This is a genomic window from Candidatus Erwinia dacicola (assembly GCF_001756855.1).
Lineage (GTDB): Bacteria > Pseudomonadota > Gammaproteobacteria > Enterobacterales > Enterobacteriaceae > Erwinia > Erwinia dacicola.
This window is the reverse complement of record NZ_MAYS01000350.1, coordinates 1-2,745: the sequence shown is the minus strand read 5'-3', so window position 1 is coordinate 2,745 and position 2,745 is coordinate 1. Positions and strand designations below refer to the sequence as shown.

Annotated in this window: 2 protein-coding genes; one reads left to right on the top strand and one right to left on the bottom strand. The window is 56.3% G+C overall.

Going from position 1 to position 2,745, the window contains the following annotated elements; translation table 11 throughout:
* Positions 1–27: 27 nt before the first annotated feature.
* Complete coding sequence (gene rnz / locus BBW68_RS10000; RefSeq protein WP_070135246.1) at positions 28–942, bottom strand: ribonuclease Z; 915 nt, start codon at positions 940–942, stop codon at positions 28–30.
* A 144-nt stretch (positions 943–1,086) separates the two neighbouring features.
* Here rnz and gorA point away from each other — a divergent pair, with 144 nt between their 5' ends.
* Positions 1,087–2,439 carry a glutathione-disulfide reductase gene (gorA, locus tag BBW68_RS09995; protein ID WP_070135245.1) on the top strand — a complete coding sequence of 451 codons (1,353 nt, stop codon included), beginning with the start codon at positions 1,087–1,089 and terminating at the stop codon, positions 2,437–2,439.
* The last annotated feature ends 306 nt before the right edge of the window (positions 2,440–2,745 follow it).

The window sequence follows — 2,745 nt, the reverse complement described above, 5'->3', positions numbered from 1 at the left end:
TGCGTAGGGGCGAGGCATGCCCGACCCCTACAGCTGAAATATCGCGAAATCATGCGCCATCTCGGTGGCGGCAAACACCGCCCGGCACTCTGCCAGCAGGCGCTCGCTGTCATGACGTAAATAGCGGGAGCTAAGATGTGTGATAATCAGCCGCTTTGCGCCACTCTCCTGCGCCATTTGCGCCGCCTGTGCGGTGGTGGAGTGCCCACGGCTGTTAGCTTTCTCTTCCATTGCAATTTCCAGTGTCGCCTCATGCACCATCACATCGACATCCGCTGCCAGCTGCTGCGCCGCCGCCGTGGGTGCGGTGTCGCCGAAAATCGCCAAGCTGCGCCCCTTGACCGACTCACCGACATAATCCCAGCCGTTAAGGGTGCGGCCATCATCCAGCATCACGCTGTGACCATGCTTCAGGTCATAGAAGTACGGCCCAGCAGGCACGCCGTGCGCCATCAGCCTAGCTGCATCCAGCGCGCCGGGTTTGTCGTGTTCGTCAATACGGTAACCGTAGCATTCCACCGGATGGCTCATCAGCCAGGCCGTGACACGAAAATGCTCGTCGTTGCACACCTCCCTCGCACCTATTTCCACAATCTCCAGCGGGAAGGTGACCCATGAACCGCTTAATGACAGGGTGTTTTCGACAAAGGTTTTTATCCCCACCGGGCCGTAGATGGTCAGCGGTTTGAGTGAGCCATTCATCGATCGGCTGGTCAGCAGTCCCGGCAGGCCGAAGATGTGATCGCCGTGCAGATGGGTAATGAAGATCTTCTCGATCTTGCCAGTCTTGATCGGCGTACGCAGGATCTGATGCTGGGTGCCTTCGCCACAGTCAAACAGCCAAGTGGCATTCCGCACCCCCTGTAAATCCAGCGCGATGCTGGTGACGTTGCGCTCGCGGCTCGGCGTACCTGCCCCGGTGCCTAAAAACTGCAAATGCATAACTGTCATCCTTAAGCGAAAAGTGACAATGACAACCAGTATGAGACTATCACAATCATAGACGCAACCTTTGCGGCTTTTCACCTTGTAGCGTTACACTCTAACACCAGCTGAATTAACTCACTTACTGAACTGGAAGACTCGATGACCAAACATTATGACTACCTTGCCATCGGCAGCGGCAGCGGCGGTATTGCCTCCATTAACCGTGCGGCCGTGTACGGACAGAAATGTGCGCTGATCGAAGCGAAAGATCTCGGCGGCACCTGCATCAACCTAGGTTGCGTGCCGAAGAAAGTAATGTGGCACGCGGCGCAGATCGCCGAAGCTATCCATAACTACGGCCCAGACTACGGTTTCGACACCACCGTGAACCAGTTCAACTGGGGCTTGCTGGTGAAAAACCGCAGCGCCTATATCGACCGTATCCACACCTCGTACGACAACGTGCTGGGTAAAAATAAAGTGGACGTGATCAAAGGTTACGCGCGCTTTGCTGATGCACACACCGTCGAAGTAAACGGCAAGAAAATTACCGCCGACCATATTCTGATCGCCACAGGCGGCCGCCCGAGCCAGCCGCCCATTCCCGGCGCAGAATATGGCATTAACTCTGACGGCTTCTTTGGGCTGCAGGCGCTGCCAAAACGTACCGCCGTCGTCGGTGCAGGCTATATCGCCGTCGAAATCGCTGGCGTTGTCAACGCGCTGGGTTCTGAAACGCACCTGTTCGTGCGTAAACACGTGCCGCTGCGCAGCTTCGATCCGCTGATCGTCGATACGCTGGTGGAAGTGATGAACAGCGAAGGCCCGACGCTGCATACCGAATCGATTCCGAAAGCGGTAGTGAAAAATACCGACGGCAGTCTGACCTTACAGCTGGAAAACGGCAAAGAGCAGACCGTGGACTGCCTAGTGTGGGCGATTGGTCGTGAGCCAATGACCGATAACCTGAACCTTGATGTGACCGGCGTAAAACTGAACGAAAAGGGCCACATCAGCGTCGATAACTACCAGAACACCAACGTAAAAGGGATTTACGCGGTGGGTGATAACACCGGTGCAGTCGAGCTGACCCCGGTGGCGGTCGCCGCTGGTCGTCGCCTGTCCGAGCGCCTGTTTAACAACAAGCCGGACGAGTATCTGGACTACAGCAACGTGCCGACCGTGGTATTCAGCCACCCGCCAATCGGCACAGTCGGCCTGAGCGAGCCGGAAGCGCGTGAGAAGTTTGGTGATGATCAGGTAAAAGTGTATAAATCGGCGTTTACCGCTATGTATACCGCCGTCACCCAGCATCGTCAGCCGTGCCGCATGAAGCTGGTGTGCGTCGGTGCCGATGAGAAGATCGTTGGTATCCACGGCATCGGCATCGGCATGGATGAGATGCTGCAGGGCTTCGCGGTGGCACTGAAAATGGGGGCCACCAAGAAAGACTTCGACAACACCGTGGCGATCCACCCGACCGGATCGGAAGAGTTTGTCACCATGCGCTAAGCGCGCCGCTGCGCGAGACAATGTTCAGCGATCCGGTAAAGCTCGCCTGCACTAGGTTGATTGATGTAATAGTTTGTGCATTAAAAAATGTCGCCACCGTGGACAGCGATGCACCGGTTAATCAGACCACGTCGAAATCAAAACCGCCCTGCGCATTATTGAAGACAAAACCTGACACACTGACCGTACCCGGCTACGGGGTCGGAGCAAACGGCACCACCGGATCGGCGGCGTTGGTACCACGTTTGATGGCAATTCCGATACCGGGCACATTGGTTTGAGGTCAAGTCCGTCAAGGTGGTGTAA

Bases quoted from the DNA above. Each gene is read 5' to 3' on its own strand.
- rnz (WP_070135246.1), bottom strand. From the start codon at position 942: ATGCATTTGCAGTTTTTAGGCACCGGGGCAGGTACGCCGAGCCGCGAG.
- gorA (WP_070135245.1), top strand. From the start codon at position 1,087: ATGACCAAACATTATGACTACCTTGCCATCGGCAGCGGCAGCGGCGGT.